General features: G+C 49.5%; 15 protein-coding genes. 8 read left to right on the forward strand and 7 right to left on the reverse strand.

The window, feature by feature from the left end:
* Nucleotides 1–6: 6 nt before the first annotated feature.
* Nucleotides 7–951, reverse strand: coding sequence for a MerR family transcriptional regulator (locus tag MKZ13_RS28415; RefSeq protein ID WP_339179969.1), 945 nt, complete (start codon nucleotides 949–951; stop codon nucleotides 7–9).
* Nucleotides 952–1,218: 267 nt separating this feature from the next.
* Between MKZ13_RS28415 and MKZ13_RS28420 the strand changes: the two genes are divergently transcribed.
* The 8 genes from MKZ13_RS28420 (at nucleotide 1,219) to MKZ13_RS28455 (ending at nucleotide 10,941) form a co-directional block, all read left to right on the forward strand.
* On the forward strand, nucleotides 1,219–2,694 hold the full coding sequence (locus MKZ13_RS28420) for a phospholipase D family protein (RefSeq protein WP_339179971.1): 1,476 nt from the start codon (nucleotides 1,219–1,221) through the stop codon (nucleotides 2,692–2,694).
* A 126-nt stretch (nucleotides 2,695–2,820) separates the two neighbouring features.
* Complete coding sequence (locus tag MKZ13_RS28425) at nucleotides 2,821–3,444, forward strand: TetR/AcrR family transcriptional regulator (protein WP_339179973.1); 624 nt, start codon at nucleotides 2,821–2,823, stop codon at nucleotides 3,442–3,444.
* Nucleotides 3,441–3,782 (forward strand): multidrug efflux SMR transporter, encoded by a 342-nt coding sequence (locus MKZ13_RS28430; protein ID WP_221825442.1) that lies wholly within the window; start codon nucleotides 3,441–3,443, stop codon nucleotides 3,780–3,782. The genes MKZ13_RS28425 and MKZ13_RS28430 overlap by 4 nt, the downstream gene beginning before the upstream one ends.
* Entirely contained in the window at nucleotides 3,782–4,096 is a 315-nt protein-coding gene (locus tag MKZ13_RS28435) for a multidrug efflux SMR transporter (protein WP_017691901.1), read from the forward strand. The genes MKZ13_RS28430 and MKZ13_RS28435 overlap by 1 nt, the downstream gene beginning before the upstream one ends.
* A gap of 268 nt (nucleotides 4,097–4,364) precedes the next feature.
* Complete coding sequence (locus MKZ13_RS28440; RefSeq protein WP_272907692.1) at nucleotides 4,365–4,496, forward strand: hypothetical protein; 132 nt, start codon at nucleotides 4,365–4,367, stop codon at nucleotides 4,494–4,496.
* Nucleotides 4,497–4,709: 213 nt separating this feature from the next.
* The gene (locus tag MKZ13_RS28445; RefSeq protein ID WP_211084010.1) at nucleotides 4,710–5,657 is read left to right on the forward strand and encodes a TetR/AcrR family transcriptional regulator; all 948 of its coding nucleotides are present in this window, start codon (nucleotides 4,710–4,712) and stop codon (nucleotides 5,655–5,657) included.
* A gap of 33 nt (nucleotides 5,658–5,690) precedes the next feature.
* Nucleotides 5,691–8,927: an efflux RND transporter permease subunit gene (locus MKZ13_RS28450; protein ID WP_339179983.1), complete on the forward strand. Its 3,237-nt coding sequence runs from the start codon at nucleotides 5,691–5,693 to the stop codon at nucleotides 8,925–8,927.
* A gap of 337 nt (nucleotides 8,928–9,264) precedes the next feature.
* Nucleotides 9,265–10,941, forward strand: a complete 1,677-nt coding sequence (locus tag MKZ13_RS28455; protein WP_339179986.1) for a PucR family transcriptional regulator ligand-binding domain-containing protein — start codon at nucleotides 9,265–9,267, stop codon at nucleotides 10,939–10,941.
* A 16-nt stretch (nucleotides 10,942–10,957) separates the two neighbouring features.
* Here MKZ13_RS28455 and MKZ13_RS28460 read toward each other — a convergent pair whose 3' ends face one another.
* The 6 genes from MKZ13_RS28460 to MKZ13_RS28485 form a co-directional block, all read right to left on the reverse strand.
* Nucleotides 10,958–11,185, reverse strand: a complete 228-nt coding sequence (locus MKZ13_RS28460) for a hypothetical protein (RefSeq protein ID WP_062836929.1) — start codon at nucleotides 11,183–11,185, stop codon at nucleotides 10,958–10,960.
* Nucleotides 11,185–12,630 carry a dihydropyrimidinase gene (hydA, locus tag MKZ13_RS28465; protein WP_339179988.1) on the reverse strand — a complete coding sequence of 482 codons (1,446 nt, stop codon included), beginning with the start codon at nucleotides 12,628–12,630 and terminating at the stop codon, nucleotides 11,185–11,187. The genes MKZ13_RS28460 and hydA overlap by 1 nt, the downstream gene beginning before the upstream one ends.
* Nucleotides 12,627–13,922, reverse strand: coding sequence for an NAD-dependent dihydropyrimidine dehydrogenase subunit PreA (gene preA / locus MKZ13_RS28470; RefSeq protein WP_339179991.1), 1,296 nt, complete (start codon nucleotides 13,920–13,922; stop codon nucleotides 12,627–12,629). Before preA ends, hydA begins: the two co-directional genes overlap by 4 nt.
* Nucleotides 13,923–14,403: 481 nt before the next feature.
* Entirely contained in the window at nucleotides 14,404–15,771 is a 1,368-nt protein-coding gene (locus tag MKZ13_RS28475; protein ID WP_339185464.1) for an NAD(P)-dependent oxidoreductase, read from the reverse strand.
* 111 nt (nucleotides 15,772–15,882) lie between these two features.
* Entirely contained in the window at nucleotides 15,883–16,764 is an 882-nt protein-coding gene (locus MKZ13_RS28480; RefSeq protein WP_036612648.1) for a nitrilase-related carbon-nitrogen hydrolase, read from the reverse strand.
* A gap of 4 nt (nucleotides 16,765–16,768) precedes the next feature.
* Nucleotides 16,769–18,058 carry a M20 family metallo-hydrolase gene (locus tag MKZ13_RS28485; protein ID WP_339179994.1) on the reverse strand — a complete coding sequence of 430 codons (1,290 nt, stop codon included), beginning with the start codon at nucleotides 18,056–18,058 and terminating at the stop codon, nucleotides 16,769–16,771.
* Nucleotides 18,059–18,150 lie beyond the last annotated feature (92 nt).

An 18,150-nucleotide genomic window follows, 5' to 3' on the forward strand; every position in this document is an offset into this window, starting at 1 on the left:
ATATGTTTAGTTATGTGCCTGTCCAAACCTCGCACCAGGTGGTCGATCTGCGAGATACTCACGTTCTATCCATGACTGCCAATCCGCTGAATCCCCTGGCATAATCCATTGCGGGTAACGAGCATGTTCTGCACGCTCATAGCCCTTTCCACCAAGTACGAAGCGAATATGTGGAAACTCGTTTTTAATCCGTTCTATAAGTTGATCACACCGTTCAAGAAGCCCTGGACTTGTGATTGAAAGGCAGACCAACTTGATCTTCTGCTCCCGAATAATCGGGAAGATACCTTCTTCTGGTGTGTTCGCACCGAGATACAGTACTTCCGCTCCATTTTTACGCATAAAGAGAGAGAACAGCAGCAATCCAACCTGATGATGCTCCCCTTCTGGACACAACGCTAGAACTTTGGGCAGATGCGGATAGATCGGGAACAGATGGAAAAACTGATAAAACCGCTGTGAAATCAGCTGTGTCATGAAGTGTTCCTGGGCCACCGAAGCCCTGCCTTGCTCCCATGCATCTCCAACCCGAACCAGAATGGGCACCAACACATGATAGAACATCGAGTCATACCCATACATGGTGAAACCAAAATCAATCAAACCATTGGCACGTTCACCCTGAAAGTTGTAGAGCGAGTCATAGATCTGATCTGCCATGCGTGCGTAGGCTTCTTCCATCGTAGGCACCGGAGCCATGATCGGCGTGGGCACAGCCTCGGGCGGATTTAATTTGTTTACTTTCAACATCCGTACCGCTTCCGAAATATTGGTCTGATGTAGCTCAACCTGTTCTTTCAACCAGCGCAGATCCGCAACATTCTCTTCGGTATACATTCGATAACCCGATTCCGTCCGCTCAGGGGTGACCGCACTATACCGATTCTCCCAAGCCCGGAGCGTCACCGTCGGGATACCGAGCATGGCAGCGACTTGTTTGATGGAATACACCTTATTACCCACTTTCTTTCCTAAATGTCCAGATTTCAAAGGTTATATCATTGGTTCCCCGTCCTTGTCAGGCATATGAAAACCCTAACATTCTACAAAAATAATACACTCATTATACACAACGCTCAGACACCTGTCGATTGCATAATGCCAATTTTGCCATATGCATTTTACCGCTACATCAGTTATTCTACCGGGTTGTCCTGCGTCAACGTTATCATCCGTGTGGTAATAGAAGTCAGCAAGCACAGAAGGGGGAGTCCACCGTTGGTCTCATTACGCCGCCATACATCAGACCGCAAGTCTTCACGCGGCAAATTTCCATACATACGAACAGGACTCGTCCTATTGGTCCTATGGCTCATCGCCGTCATGCTCTATCAGACCTACAAACCATTACCACCGGGCATTTCCTACGAAAGTCCGGAGTATCGTGTGGATCAAGTCGAGTTCCTGCATGACCTCACCTACCCTTCATCTGATGGACAGATGGAGCATGAACAGCAGATTTTCCAGCGCATGATGCAGATTGTGGAGGAAGCAGAGCAGTTTGTCCTGGTGGATATGTTCCTGTTCAATAATTATCAGCACAAGGGACAGAACTTTCCTCCCGTGAGTACTGAATTCACCGAAGCGCTGGTTGCCAAAAAAAATCAACATCCTGATATGGACATCTGGTTCATTACAGATGAAGTAAATACCAACTATAACTCAGCACCCAATCCGTTGCTGGAACAAATGAAACAAGCAGGCATTCATGTGGTCATCACCGATGTGGACCCTTTGCGTGATTCAACTCCGGTATACTCTGCGGTCTGGCGTACCTTCTTCCAATGGTTCGGCCAATCCGGAGATGGCTGGATCAAAAACCTGATGGCCACGGATGGCCCGGATGTAACGGTCCGTTCCTATCTCAAGCTGCTCAATGTGAAAGCAAATCATCGCAAAGTTGTTGTTAGTGAGAAGACGGCGATTGTCTCTTCTGGCAATATTCATGATGCGAGTGCCTACCACTCGAACATTGCATTTGAAGTAACAGGCCCAATCATTGGCGATATTCTTCAGTCAGAGCAAGCTATTCTCGACATCTCAGGCGGAGGTCAGGTTCCGTCCTATACTGCGCCTTCCTCGGATTCAAACACGGGAGATTTACGAATACGCTATTTAACTGAAGGCAAAGTGAATGACGCTGTACTCCATGAGATCAATCAGGCTGGCAAAGGTGACACCTTATGGATGGGTATGTTCTATGTGGCCTCTCCGAAAGTATTGGAAGCCCTGCTGGAAGCCGCAAAACGAGGAACCGAGATCCGGCTTGTACTTGATCCAAATGAAAATGCATTTGGTCAGGAGAAGATCGGCATTCCGAACCGTCCTGTCGCTGCTGAATTGCATGATAAATCCGACGGTAAAATTCAGATCCGCTGGTATAACACCACCAAGGAGCAATACCATACCAAGATGATCTATCTTGCCAAAGCAACCGGTGATCATATTGTCCTCGGGGGTTCAACCAACTTCACACCTCGAAACCTGAATGACTACAATCTGGAGAATAATCTATGGGTTGCTGCTCCTCCAGATAATAAGTTCACGCTTGATATCGCGAATTATTTCGAGCGTATTTGGAATAATAATGATGCCGAATTCACGTTAGACCTGGATGAGTTCCAGGAGAAGACTACGTTTTTGAAAGGTATCCTATATAAGCTGCAACTGATTCTGGGTTTTACAACCTTTTGATCAAAAACCACATTCATACCTGTTATGTCCGTCTGTACTCTACTGTGCAGGCGGATATTTTCATCTTGACAGGCGATGTGAAGTGTGAAAATATAATTACCTAACGACCGTTAGGAAGGTGATTGAATGACTGCACAATCCATTCGGGATGCAGCCCTGTTCCATTTTGCCAGAGATGGCTATGAGGGAGCTTCTCTGAGAGCTATTGCTGATGAAGTCGGGATTAAAAAACCGTCCATATATGCGCATTTTAGCTGCAAGGATGACTTGTTTTTACACACACTGGCCTTTGCTTTTCACGAGGTAAAACGGCACACACTGGAATATTTCCGTGATCATGCGGATCTGCCATTGGAGCAGCGGCTGAAAGGCTTGTTGATCTGGTTCGAACAAGAATACAATGCCCATGCTTCGACTCGATTGATGCTGCGTAATTGTTTTTACCCACCCCTTTCTCTGTATGGCGAAGTGATGGATCAGGTGTATCCGTTTATCGATGGCATGGAACGTGCACTGACTCGTCTGCTGCAAAGGGCAATGCGTACTGAAGATATTCCAGCCATTCCAGCAGAACAAGCCGCTATTGCATTTATGACGTTCCTCGACGGGATTACCGTGGAGATTATCTATGGAAGTTCCCGTCGCTACAAGAGACGGCTGGAAGCATCCTGGCCTGTCTTCTGGCATGGCATTCATCATTTGAACGAAGAGGCACAAAGTGTTGTGCCGGAAGGAGATTCAACATCATGAACCGCAACTGGTTATATGTATTTATCGGTGGAATTATTGAGATTGTCTGGGTGAGCGGGCTGAAACATGCCTCGAATGCCTGGGAGTGGTCTTTGACGGGGATTGCCATCGTGATCAGCTTTGGACTGATCATTGCCGCTTCCAAAAGGCTACCTGTGGGTACGGTGTATGCCGTCTTTACGGGAATTGGTACGGCGGGTACCGTCCTCACGGAAATGGTACTGTTTGGTGAGCCGTTCCGCTTGGCCAAAGTATTGCTCATCGGGCTGCTGCTCTGCGGCGTAATCGGGCTGAAGCTGGTTACGGATCAGCAAGAAGCCAAAGGAGGTGCAGTATAATGGCTTGGATGGCAATTGTAGGTGCAGGAATATGTGAAATTTTCGGCGTAATCGGTATTAATGGCGCTTCCACCAAGAAAGGATGGCCATACATCGTACTTATGCTGGTGTCGTTTGTGTTCAGCTTCTCGTTGTTGTCCTACGCCATGACGTCCATTCCGATGGGCACAGCGTATGCCGTGTGGACGGGGATCGGGACGGTCGGCAGTACGTTAACAGGCATGTTCCTGTTTGGTGAACGGAAAGAAGCGAAGCGTATCCTGTTCATCGCGATGATTTTGGTGGCAGCCGTTGGTCTGAAACTGATCACATAACGGAACAACTGAATTACACTCTATAACTCCGGTGGTAGCATAAGCTTCCGAAGAAGCTTTCTTACAGAAAGCTTTAAGGCGAACACTTCGTTTCTTCAAGTTGGTTCTGCCATCTCCGTTATCGTGTAATTCTTGGCTTCCATTATGATATCTATTACATTTTGTAATATAAAAAAGACGACTTCAATCAGGAAGTCGTCTTTTTTGGGGAATGATATAAATAGGGAACCTCTTTATACTTTGCTACGTAAAAAAGGATGGTGTAATCATGAGAAAATTATTGGCATGCATGGGCTCTTTTACCGGGTATACCCTTCTGATCGGCATGGCCATCTTCTATCTCATCGCTCTAGTCGCCATTATTATACTCGCCTTGTACGCCTTCACTGGAGGAAACTAACTTAAGCGTTCTTGATACCTTATCCATATCGTACATACAAGCTGCACCTTGTTACTTGCCGTCTCTCCTTCCCTTTGATCAGTCTCTTTTCTTCGCTCTAATTTTCCATTTTACTCCCATTTGAATTCCTTCAACCAGATCGTTTATACTTATTCTGACCTTAAAGTCAATTCAAGAACTCACAAGTTCCCTGATGAGGTGAATGCATCGTTAATGAACCCTATACATGAGATGAATGAGAAGAAAAAGCTCATCATTACTACAGCACTAAAGTTATTCTCATCCAAAGGTAGTGCTGCAACATCCATGCAAGAGATTGCAGAATTATGCGGGATGTCCAAAGGCAGCCTCTACATCATGTTCAAATCCAAAGAAGAATTAGAAGCCAGTACTCTGGAGTACTGCATGTACACACTCATGGACGAGATGACACAGATTGAGCATGAAACCAGCCTCACCTCGCGTGAACGTCTGCAAAAGCAGATTGAGACACTGCTCATCCATGTTGCCGAACTTAAGGAGTTTCTGCGAGTACAGATGCGCAGCATGATGATGGATGATGAACAGCAACGCAAGGAACAATGCCATCCGCTGCAAAGAGATCTGGAGGTCCGTACCTTACATTGGTTTAAGGATAAGCTGGAGGAGCAGTACGGGTCGGAGATTGAACCTTATACGATTGACCTTATTTTGCTAACACAGGGGCTGTTCCTCTCCTACGTCAAGATCTGGTTTACAGAGATGCCGTCCCTTACTGTTACCAAAATGGCAACAAATTTACTGCAAATGATGGACTATGCAGCGCACGGATTCCTTAAGCAGCGACCTTTGCCTTTGATTCCTTTGGAGGACTGGCCTGCCTGGATTACCGAACCTCATCCAGATTCCACGGTGATGCGGCATCCTATTCATATTATCAAGCAAATGCAGGATATCGCTGCTTCCGAATTGCCTGCTGGACAACCGAAGAATGATGTACTTGAAACCATTGCCATTCTCAGGCAGGAGATGATGGAATTCACGCCGCGGCGTGCCATTATTCTGGGTATGATGCACAATCTGGAGAACGTAACTGCCATTCAATCTTTGCACTCCGAGCTTCAGCATATTCTGGATGCCATGTATAGCCGGTTCATCCAAGCTGACTCGTCACACACATAAACAGGAGAAACAGAGAGGAGAAGAAACCATCGTATGAAAGGTATTATTAATTTTTCACTGAACAACAAGTTTGCTATTTGGATTCTGACGATTATCATCTCTTTCGCAGGTTTGTACAGCGGATTGACGATGAAACAAGAGACGATCCCGAACATCAACGTACCGTTTCTGAATGTCACTGCCATTGATCCGGGGGCTGCACCGGAGGGAATTGTTGAAGACGTCACGAAGCCACTGGAAGTAAAACTGCGCAATGTGGATGGCGTGAAGACAGTTACCTCCACTTCCATGGAGAATGCAGCATCGATCACACTCGAATTTGATTATGGTACAGATCTGACCAACGCGACGGCAACCGTTCGTGAGGCACTCAATGAAGTACAATTGCCTGACAGCGTGCAGAAGCCGACCATTTCCAAGTTCAGCATTAACTCTTTCCCGGTTGTATCTCTAAGCCTGTCCGACAAGGACGGTGGTGACCTCGAACAATTGACAAGACTGGTTGAATCAGATATTCAGCCTGCACTCGAAGATATTGACGGTGTAGCTCAGGTTCAGGTGTCCGGTCAATATGTGAAAGAAGTTCAACTGAAGTTTGATCAAGCCAAAATGGCCGAGCTGGGCCTAACTGAAGATACGGTAAACGGTATCGTTCAAGGTTCATCCATTCGTGTGCCACTGGGACTGTTCGAACTGGATAAATCCCAGAAGGCCGTTGTCGTAGATGGAAACATTATCGACATCGATGATCTGAAAAACCTTGCCATTCCAGTCGTACCCAGCGGTGCCGGAGCTTCCACAGGCAATGGTGCAAGCGCAGCCCCACAAGGCTCTGGAGCGCCAACTGGTGAAGCTGGTCAAGGTACAGCTCCTGGCTCTGCACAAGGAACAGACCAGGCTGCAGGGCAAGCTGCTGGCGGTAATGCCAGTGCAGGTAGTCCATCGGGCGCTGCAAACGCACCTGGCATTCCAACTGTAAAACTAAGTGAAATTGCCAAGATCGAAGTCATCGGTCAAGCGGAATCCATTTCCCGGACAGACGGCAAGGAATCGATCGGTATTTCCGTTGTAAAATCCAACGATGCCAACACGGTTGATGTCGTTAACGCAGTCAAAGACAAAGCGGAAGAATTGCAGACGCAGTTCAAAAATGCTGATTTGACTGTACTGCTTGACCAAGGTAAACCGATTCAGGACTCGGTGAACACGATGCTGGGCAAAGCCGTTTTTGGCGCCTTGTTTGCCATCCTGATCATCCTGCTGTTCCTGCGTAATATTCGTTCAACCATTATCTCCATTATCTCGATCCCGCTCTCCTTGCTTATGGCATTGACTGCGCTCAACATGATGGATATTACTTTGAACATGATGACGCTGGGTGCGATGACGGTTGCCATCGGACGGGTTGTCGATGACTCCATCGTTGTTATCGAGAACATCTACCGCAGATTAACACTCAAAGGCGAGAAACTGAAAGGCCGTGAATTGGTTCGCGAAGCAACTCGCGAGATGTTTGTTCCTATCCTTTCTTCCACAATCGTAACGATTGCGGTATTCTTGCCACTAGCGTTGGTAAGCGGTATGGTAGGCGAGCTGTTCCTGCCATTTGCACTGACCATGGTATTCGCCTTGCTGGCATCCCTGATCGTTGCCATTACCATTGTGCCGATGCTTGCGCACACCCTGTTCCGTGGAGGGTTGAAGAACAAGCAGAATCACGAAGAAAAACCAGGCAAGATGGCAGAAGGTTACAAACGCCTGCTGAACTGGACCCTTTCACACAAACTCATCACAGTCAGTATTGCAGTGATCTTGCTGGGCGGCAGTTTGTTCCTGTACCCGTTCATCGGTGCAAGCTTCTTGCCAGAACAACAGGATAAATACGTGACTATTACGTACAGCCCACAAACCGGAGCTTTGCGTGAAGATGTGGAAAAAGAAGCACTCGTTGCCGAGAAGTGGTTGCTGGAACAACCAGGTCTGGAGAAAATGCAATATTCCATCGGCGGCACGAACCCACTGAGCAGTATGGGGGGCGGTGGCGGAAACTCTGCACTCTTCTATATCGAATATAACGAAGATACAAAAGACTTTACCAAAGTGAAGGAACAGCTTGTAGAAGGTCTGAAGAAAGAAGTTACCGTAGGTACCTGGAATGAGCTCGACATGTCCGGCGGTCTGGGTGGTAGCGGCCTGAGCCTCTCCATCTATGGCGATAATGTAGAGCAACTTAAACCTGTATCGGATGAAATTCTGAAACTGGTTGAAGCGGATAAGGATAATTTTGAAAAAGCAGATACAACACTTGCTGACACCTACGGGCAGTATACGCTCGTGGCGGATCAGGAGAAATTAAGTTCCCTGGGCCTGACTGCAGGCCAACTGGCGATGACGCTGAGCCCGGCACGGGAACGTCCTGTGCTTACGGAAGTTGATATTGATAACAAAACGTACAAAGTATATGTAGAAACAGACAACAAAACATTCAGCAGCATTAAAGAAATTGAGGATGAAACCGTCACTTCACCGCTTGGCATCGAAGTACCAATCAAAGATGTTGCCAAAGTAGAAGAAGGTACGTCCCCGAACTCCATCATGCAAATTGATGGTAAGGTAGTTGTACAAGTGACAGCCAACATCCTGGCTTCTGATGTACAGAAAGCTTCGAGCAACTTACAGGCTGAGATCGACAAGCTGGATCTGCCTGATGGCGTCGAAGTGAAGTTTGGCGGTACAACCGAACAGATTAATGATACCTTTACTCAACTGGGTCTCGCCATGCTGGCGGCCATCGCCATTGTATACTTCGTGCTCGTTGTTACATTCGGCGGCGGATTGGCACCATTTGCAATCCTGTTCTCCCTGCCATTTACAGTCATTGGTATTATGGTAGGTCTGTTCATCGCTGGCGGTACGCTTGACGTCTCGGCCATGATGGGTGGACTGATGCTCATCGGGATCGTGGTCACCAACGCCATCGTGTTGATCGACCGTGTTATTCACAAGGAAAAAGAGGGTATGTCTACCCGTGAAGCCTTGCTGGAAGCCGGTGCAACTCGTCTGCGTCCAATTCTGATGACCGCTCTCGCAACCATCGGTGCCCTGTTGCCACTGGTTACGGGTCTGGAAGAAAGTGCGGGTATCATCTCCAAAGGACTCGGAATTACCGTAATCGGCGGTCTGATCAGCTCCACGCTGCTCACACTGGTTATCGTACCGATTGTGTATGAGTTCCTGATGAAATTTAAAAAGAAAAGAATTGAAGATTAAGAAGTAGAGAGTCGTCTCATGTAATGGGTTGAGTACAGCCTAAATGAAGACTACACTCTCCAACCTCTCGCCCCTTAGCACTATTGGAATAATTAAATTCCGATAGATGTTAAGGGGCTTTTTTATGTAAATTCACACGAGACATAGACTGACATATAAACTCTTCATTTTAATCATAATCACAAAAAGCACAGATCTATTTGTCATTTGAAACAAATGAACGTTAGATTTCTGCCCATCGGCTGTAAATGGAATTATAATATGGATTAATTATGCAAGTTGATGGGGTTCCAGTCTCCAGATAGATCACATGTAATTGGGGAAGGACGGTGGTTGTGTGGGGGAGACAACGCTTCATATTCAAGTCAGAGACATGTTAAAACGTCCCGTGTTTCGCAAGGCAGAAGTCCTGGCCAGTGATCGTGCGCTGGAGCGGTATGTTCGCTGGGTTCATATCATGGAGGTTCCCGAGGTGGGGGACTTGCTCAATGGCGGGGAATTGGTGCTGACAACAGGCATTGGCTGGCAGGAAGGTGAGCAGCAAGGCCTGTCTTTTTTGCGTCAGTTAATTGCACGTGGGGCTGCCGGACTCTGTATGGAACTGGGGGATCACACCAAGTCGCAGCTCGGTGCGATGAAAGAAATTGCAGTAGCAGCGGATTTTCCGTTGATCTGGTTCCACGAACAAGTCCGTTATATCGATATTACCCAAGATCTGCATTTCACCCTGATTCGCAGTCATCAGCGGATGATTGCCGAACTCGATAGTCTCACCACCTCGTTTAACCAACTTCTTCTGAATGGAGACGGGGTACAACCCCTGCTTCGATTAATGTCAAGTACAACCGGATATGCCGTGGCGTTATATCCACTTGAAGGGGAAGCAAGTGCCGTTCCCTATTGCCCTCCAGAGCAGCTGGAGACTCGTCGGCAGGATTGGTTTTTGCAGCGGGAACATTTGGCGGGGGAGGATATTCCGAATTTAATGCAACTGTCAGGTAACACATTGGATGTGATCAACATGCCTGTTCAGGCGTTGGACTACACCTTTGCCGACCTTGTGCTGATGCACCAAAAACTGCCGGATCGCGATTCAAATATACCGATCAAACCTTCGGATGAATTCGTCATTCAGGCACTGGAACGTTGCGCGGCCGCGATTGCCCAGGACTGGATGCGAACCAAATACATGGAAGAGAAACGCCGCTACAAAGAAGATATGTGGGTCATTGATTGGCTTAACGGACACCACTCCACAAAGGAAATCCATGAATATGTATCCACCGTTAATCCCCTCCTCGCAACGAGTAAAGCTACCATAATCTTATTCGACAGTAACCCTGCATACACAGACAGCCTCAAACTTCAGAAATTATTAATCCAACGCAACATCGTTGCCCGTTCCGTGTTCGCTCGGGAGAACTTCACCCTCTACAGCACCGTTCTGAACCACCAGATCATTCTTATCATTCTCGACCCACTACCTGGATCTCAGCGTAAAAGCAGTCTCTGGCGCTGCATCGAACAGCTGCAGCAGCACGAACAGGAACAGACCCACTACCTCTTCTCAGGCCTGGCCGGTATCGGTCATAACTGCACAGACCTCTCCCGTCTCAAGGATAGTCTGGAAACCGCGAAGGAGACACTGCGAATTCAGAAGGACATCGGTGTGATGCAGCAGCCCTTTTACAGTGACCTTCATTGTTATCGTATCATTGCCAGCATGAAGCAGAGCGGTAATCTGGATGATTTCATAGAAGAATATCTGGGGCCGCTCATTCGTTACGATGCAGAGAAAGGAGGTCAGCTGCTGCGGACCCTCAAGCAATATTTGGTCCTGTGCTGCTCCAAGCAAGAGACTGCCACCGCTCTATATATCGTTAGACAGACGCTGTATCACCGTTTGGACAAAATCGAAGCCCTTTTGGGAGAAGATTATATCCTCCCCGAGAAAAGGGTCGCGATCGAACTTGCCATCTACGCATATGAGTACGTACACGGCCCGATCGCATGAAGAGTTCCAGTATGGTCTACGCTCCCCGCTGCTCCTGAAGCTGACGAATCAAAATGTGACTGAACCACTTCCGTCCAGACGCCGTGCCCACGTATTGCTCTTGTTTCTCTTCGGGAAGATCCGGGTGCCCCCATATGACGTGAGCACCCTCCAGATGTTCCCGTACCGCATAGATCCGATAACCTTGTGCAACCATTCGCTCTATGGCGATCCTCTCGGCCTCAAACACATCATGATCCGACATCAGCTTCTCCCTCCATTCACTGCCGTCACGGGTTGTTTCATCGGTATAGGTGCACCTGCATCATACTTGTTGCGCTTCACATACTGCCCCGCCCCTGCTGTTCCGGCATACTGTCGATCTCGAATGACATACTCCCCGCGGCACAACACCGTCACCGGACACCCCTGTACCTGCATGCCTTCAAATGCACTGTAATCCACGTTCATATGATGCGTATCTGCCGAGATCACCCTGTTTACAGAGGGGTCAAAAATAACGATATCCGCGTCTGTCCCGACAGCGAGAGTCCCTTTCTGCGGAAATAGTCCAAATAACTTGCTCGCTCTTGTCGAACATAGATCAACCCACTGATTCAGTGTGATCCTTCCTTTGACTACACCTTCGGAATACAGAATGCTGAGACGATCTTCGATGACAGGCCCCCCATTAGGAATTTTGCTAAAATCATCCTTGCCCAAGTCCTTCTGCCCCTTGAAATTAAACGAGCAATGGTCGGAGCCAATCGTCTGTAGTTGACCGCTTTTCAATGCATTCCACAGCACTTCCTGATGCGCTGCTTCCCGCAGCGGTGGTGACCAGACGTACTTTGCACCCTCAAAGTCCGGCTGATCCATGATCGATTGATCCAGTGTCAAATACTGAGGACAGGTCTCCCCCCAGATCCGGTAGCCCATTTCACGCATACGCGCAATTTGCTCCACTGCTTCCGCACAGGTCACGTGCACCACATACAGCTGTGAATCCGCAAGCGCAGCCAGACGCGCTGCACGCCCTGTTGCTTCTCCCTCCAGCATGGATGGACGAGTCAGCGCATGATGAATCGGCTCCGTGCGCCCTTCGGCGAGCGCCTGTCGAACCAGCAGGTCAATGACATCCCCGTTCTCGGCATGAACCATGACGAGTGCGCCGTACTCTTTTGCCTTTTGCAACGTCTGGAAGAGAATCCCGTCATCGGCCTGAAACTGGTTTTTATACGCCATGAACACCTTGAAGGATGACACACCCTCTTCTTCAATGATCTGTGGCAGCTCTTCTAGCACCTGATCATTCATCTCGCCAATCATGAGATGGAAACCGTAGTCGATGGCAGCTTTACCCTCGGCTTTGGCATGCCACTCCTGGAGAGATTCGATTAATGGACGGCCTTTTTGTGTCAGACAAAAATCAATGATCGTTGTTGTACCGCCAAAGGCTGCCGCTGTCGTTCCCGTCGCAAAATTATCCGCCGTTACCGTTCCACCGAAGGGCATATCCAGATGCGTATGCGGGTCGATCCCGCCCGGAATGACGTAACAGCCCGCTGCATCTACAACCTCCATTCGTTCGTCTGGCACCAGTCCGATGCCAATCTGTGTGATTTTACCCTTTTCGATCAAAATATCTGCTTCAAAGGTATCCGACGCCGTGACCAACACACCATTACGAATCAATTTGCGGGTACTCATGATATCGCCTCCTTGGTTGATTGATCTCTAACCGATTGCAACATCGCAATCGCAGACTGACGTTCATTCCAGGTTACAGGTTCCTGCTCAGGCACAAGCTCAACCATCTCAATCGCCCCATCCACCGGGCAAACAATCGAACACAGATTACAGCCAACACAGTCCTCTTCCACCACTTCCAGATAGGAGCCGGACGGGTCGGTCAACATATCAATACACTGATGCGAGGTGTCCTCACAAGCAATATGGCATTTGTTGCAATTGATGCAGACATCGCGGTTGATGCGGGCGACCACTTTGTAGTTCAGATCGAGATTGCCCCAATCCGAGTAACGTGGAACCGTCTGACCTACCAGTTCTGCTACACTGCTCAGACCCTTTTCATCCAGATAATCGTTCAGCCCATCAATCATTTCCTCCACAATACGGAATCCATGATGCATCGCTGCGGTACATACCTGAACCCCTGTAGCGCCCATGAGCAGAAACTCTGCGGTATCCCGCCAATCAGATATGCCGCCTATGCCAGAGATTGGCACACCCACCTCCGGATTACGTGCACACTCCGCAACCATGTTCAGTGCAATTGGCTTCACAGCTGGGCCACAGTATCCACCATGTGCTCCTTTGCCGCCCACATGGGGCACGGTATTCCACGAATCCAGATCCACACCTGCCAGAGAGTTAATTGTATTGATCAGCGAGATCGCATCTGCGCCACCACGGACAGCTGCCCGGGCAGTCGCCGTAATATCCGTGATATTCGGCGTAAGCTTCACAATTACCGGTGTGGTCGCTACTTCCTTCACCCACATCGTCTGGAGTTCGACCAGGTCAGGTTGCTGACCAGAGGCGGCTCCCATACCACGTTCGGCCATGCCATGCGGGCAACCAAAATTCAGCTCCAGACCGTCAACACCGACGGCTTCCACCTTTTTCACAATCTCATGCCACTTCTCTCGCGTTGGTTCCACCATCAGTGAAGCGACAACCGCACGATCCGGGAATCGCTTCTTGGTCTCGGCAATCTCCCGCAGGTTCACTTCCAGCGGACGATCGGATATCAATTCAATATTGTTAAACCCCGCCACCCGTTGCCCACCAAAATGGACCGCCGCGAAACGCGAGGATGTATTGATAATTGGCTCACCCAGTGTCTTCCACACCGCACCACCCCAGCCCGCTTCGAACGCACGCTGAACCTGATATCCCGTATTGGTTGGTGGTGCAGAAGCCAGCCAGAATGGATTGGGTGATCGAATACCTGCCAGATTAATGGATAAGTCAGCCATAACGATCCCTCCTTGGTGTTGTTTGAACTTACTAGTTACACTGGACATTGGGTCGCGCTCAGGATTTATGCGTAGTAATTAGTTCTGGATAGCACGCACCTAAATTCTAACGAACCGTACACCTCTTATTGGACTCATTTGCGGCAATTTCAAAATCTAACGAATCGTAAAAGTCTTATTTGGCTGTAGTAGCTCATTTCGGCTTCATTTCAACAGGTGTTCGTCAACATAAGACGTGTGAGATTCGTTAGATTTTCCAATCCTCGGTAATTGCCACTATAAGGTGTGTAGGGTTCGTTAGCGTGTCAGGTACACGAGAATTTGATGTACCCACACTTCTTGCTCAGATCTGATCTACACCTATATCACTCTAGCAGTCCCTTGCGCCCTCCCACCCTCGCCTCTCCTTGTACTCTCTCCTTACACCCTTTCATTGCACGGTTTCCGTGTACTCTCCACTTTTCCTTGTCTCGCTCACAACTCACGCCGTCTCTTCCACCTGTCCAGGCAACGCCTTCATGACTGCGGCGGCAGCCAGCTTACCCTGCTGTGCAGCCGAGACAACCATCGCCTCACCCTGGCCCTGACCAAAAATGACATCTCCTGCCGCATAGATCTGAGGATGCGAGGTACGGTACGTATGCGGTTCGATCTCAACGACGCCCCATTGGTGACGCAGCCCAAACGTTTCGATTAATGGTAATAACCGATGTTGCCCAATCGCCCGGATGACCGTATCACATTCAATCATGAACTCCGATCCCTCCACAGGCACTGGCAAGGCACGCCCACCTCCAGGCGGAGTAATCAACTCCATTTTCACGCATTCCACAGCCTGAACCCGACCATTCTCGTCTCCAATGATACGCTGCGGCATCGTAAACCACCGGAACTCCACACCCTCCTGCTTGGCAAACGTATATTCAAACGCATACGCCGTCATCTGACTTTCCCCGCGCCGATATAACATCTGCACCCGCTCGGCACCAAGACGTACCGAACAGGTCGCTGCATCTACCGCCGTATTACCCGCGCCAATAACGGCGACCTTCAGACCATTCAGCGCGGGTGGAACACCCTGCTTGGTAGACTCCACCAGTTCAATCGCATCATAGACACCTTCCAATGTCTCCCCTTCAATGCCCAGCATGGGTACTGAACCCATGCCACAGGCCAGAATGACCGCTTCATGTTGCTCCAGCAACTGCGTAGCAGGGAGATCTACACCAATTCGCACTCCATAACGGATCTGCACACCAAGCACTTCCACCTGCTCCACTTCCCACAGTGCAACCGATTCGGGCAAACGGAAAGATACGATGCCGTACGTATTCAGCCCCCCACCTTTGGGTTTGGCTTCATAGATCGTCACCTCATATCCTGCGCGCCCCAGTTCACGTGCCGCTGACAGTCCTGCTGGCCCTGCTCCCACAACAGCGACGGTTCTCCCATTGGCAGGTGCTGCCTGGAATAACGGCTCATTCTTCGCACGCGCCCAGTCGGTGGCATATCGCTGCAAGTCACCAATCCGGATCGGCTTCGACGATTCGTTTAGCACACATGCGCCTTCACAGAGCTCTTCCGTGGGACATACACGTGCGCAGCTGGCTCCAACCGGATTCGCATGCATGATGGTGCGGGCGGAACCTTTCAGGTGCCCTGTTGATATTTTGCTAATAAAAGAAGGGATATTAATGTCGGTTGGACAAGCCTTGATACAAGGTGCATCGTAACAGTACAGACAGCGGTTCGACTCCTCCATCGCTTCCTTGCCTGTCATGGCGGGTTTCATCTCGGCAAAACGACTCTCCCACCCATAATCGGATAACGTTGTTCCTGAGCTGTTCATCAATGTCATGCACCTCCTGGAGAATGATCCACGCTATCTAAAACAATCTTACGTGCATTACACATGCCACCCCGCTGACAGAATCACTTACCGATCACTCGTTGCTGCTTCCTACAGACTAACCAGATGTTCGTACGTTTCCGGCCTGCGATCCCGGTAGAATTGCCACACATTACGCACCTCACGAATCATCTCCGTATCCATCTCGCCAATAACGACCTCATCCTGATCCCGGCTACCGATCGCTACCATTCTGCCTCGCGGGTCCACCAAGTACGACTGTCCATAAAATTCGCCCATATTCCACGGCGCTTCCACGCCAACCCGGTTGATGGCCGCTACATAATAGCCGTTAGCTACCGCGTGAGCGGGCTGTTCCAGTTTCCACAGATATTCAGATGTACCCGCAACTGTTGCGGACGGATTGAACACAATCTCTGCCCCTGCCAACCCAAGCAATCGTGCGCCTTCCGGAAAATGACGATCATAACAGATGTACACGCCGACTCTGGCGTAGGCCGTATCAAAAACCGGAAACCCGAGGTTACCTGGTTTGAAATAATACTTTTCCCAGAATCCATTCGTACCCTCACCTGCTTCCACATGCGGGATATGATGTTTGCGGTATTTGCCCAGATACGTACCATCCGCATCAATAACGGCTGCCGTATTGTAATACGAAGCAATGCCCTCCACCTCGTATACAGGTAAAATAATCACCACCGCAAGCTCCTTTGCCAGCTCCTGAAAACGTCTGGTCGTCGGTCCTTCCGGCACCGGTTCAGCGGATGCATACCATTTGGGATTCTGCTCTGTGCAAAAGTACGGCCCATAGAATACTTCCTGCAACCCGATGATCTTGGCGCCTCTTGCAGCCGCTTCACGGACCAGCGCAATGTGTTTCTGAACCGCAGCCTCTTTGTGCACCTCAACGGGAGCCGAACCTTCGATTTCATGAGAAGCCTGGATTAATCCGATGCTGATTTTGCTCATAACGTCACAACGCCTCCTCAGGTAAAATGATTGATTGGTTCATTCCACTGCACATCCTCCGAATGGTGCGATACAACACTTCCGTGCCAAGTCCAATATCCTCCGGGGAGGAATATTCGCTGGGATGATGACTGATGCCGTCTTTGCTGCGGACAAAGATCATGCCATAATCACACGCAAGCGAAATGGCCAACGCATCATGGAACGGACCACTCATCAGTTCTGGCAAAATAACCCCGATCTCTTCCGCGGATGAACGAATCACCGACTTGATTGGCTCTGCACAATACCGCGGCTCACTATTCGTATCCTCTGTCAGCGAGTAGGTTAGACCATATCGGAAACTCACGTCATCCAAAATGTTCATCAATCGGGCTTCAAGCCGGTTCCTGCGCTCCATCTCCATGTCTCGTAAATCAACCGTGAAGCTGACTTCCTCCGGGATGATATTCCGTGAGTCTGGAAATACCCTCAGACTCCCCACCGTACCTACGGTTGGAGCTTCCGGGTCTTCTCTCACCATATCGTCAAACGCCGCAATGACTTTTGCGCTGCCTACCAAAGCATCATGCCGCATCCCCATCGGAACGGAGCCCGCATGACCCGCCATGCCTTTCATCGTCACCGTAAGCCACAGCGGGCCCGAGATGCCCGTCACCAGACCTACTGGTGCATTCAACGCTTCCAGCACCGGCCCCTGCTCAATGTGCAGCTCCAGATAACTGCCTATGGAACCTGGTGGATAGATCGCTTCTTCAAAATCCGAAGGAGAACAGCCAAAGGCTTCCAGTGCCTCCCGGCGGGTCACTCCGTTTTTATCTTGCCGCTCCAGTTCGCCTTCTTCCAACTGACCGGTTATACCACGTGAGCCGAACAGGCCTTTGTTAAAACGGGAACCTTCTTCATCGCAAAAGGCAATCACCTCAATCGGCATACGGGGTTGAATGCCATTTTCGATCAGGCATTGCACCGCTTCGAGTGCACCCAGCACACCAATCGCTCCATCATATCGACCGCCGTAGGGCTGAGAGTCGATATGGGAACCAATCATGAGGATCGGCAGCGCCTGATCCTCACCTTCCAGACGACCAATCAGATTGCCAAACGGATCAAGTCGTGTCGTCAAACCGGCATTTTCCATCCAGAGACGAACCTGTATGATGCCGTCCATATCTTCCGGGGTCAGGGCAAGTCGGCAGACACCCGTCTCCGCAATTCGGCCAATCTGTGACAACTGCTCAATTCGCTCATTCAGCCGATGCTGATTAATGACTTTGCCTCTTGTGGTCTGCATCCTCCCTCGCCTCCTTGCGCATATTTATCGCGTAATGATATGAAAATCTCCATCTCGCTTGCTAAACCGTAAACGTCTGTCGCACCTGTGTA

Source organism: Paenibacillus sp. FSL R5-0701, assembly GCF_037973995.1.
In the GTDB taxonomy this organism is placed as follows: domain Bacteria; phylum Bacillota; class Bacilli; order Paenibacillales; family Paenibacillaceae; genus Paenibacillus.